Raw genomic sequence first — 357 nt, 5'->3', positions numbered from 1 at the left:
TTTCAGGTGATTCACCTGGCTAAATGCCTTGGCTGATGGGCCCTGGTTTCTTACGAAGCCTTGCCGTGTCAGCGAGGTGGCATTATAGAGATCGGCGTCACGTTGGCAAGCCCTTTTTCACGTTTTTTTGATTTTCTATCGTTTGAGTGTTTTTTATTCTAAACGGTGAATTTTTACTACTCTTCTCACTCGATATTACTATTGATAAGGCTTTATAAGGAGGAAAAATGAGTTCGATTAGAAGTTACAAAGGCATTCATCCCCAAATAGGCGAACGCGTCTATATCGATTCAACCTCTGTCATTGTCGGTGATATTCGAATAGGTGACGATTCGAGTATTTGGCCATTGGTTGCGG

General features: G+C 42.3%; 1 pseudogene. It reads left to right on the top strand.

Features of this window, described 5'->3' with window-relative positions:
* Nucleotides 1–227: 227 nt before the first annotated feature.
* A pseudogene (locus CIK04_RS24945) lies at nucleotides 228–357 on the top strand (gamma carbonic anhydrase family protein); the annotation flags it as partial.

This window comes from Vibrio sp. 03_296, from assembly GCF_002265885.1.
The sequence above is the reverse complement of the archived record's forward strand: the minus strand, read 5'-3'. Positions and strand labels throughout refer to the sequence as shown.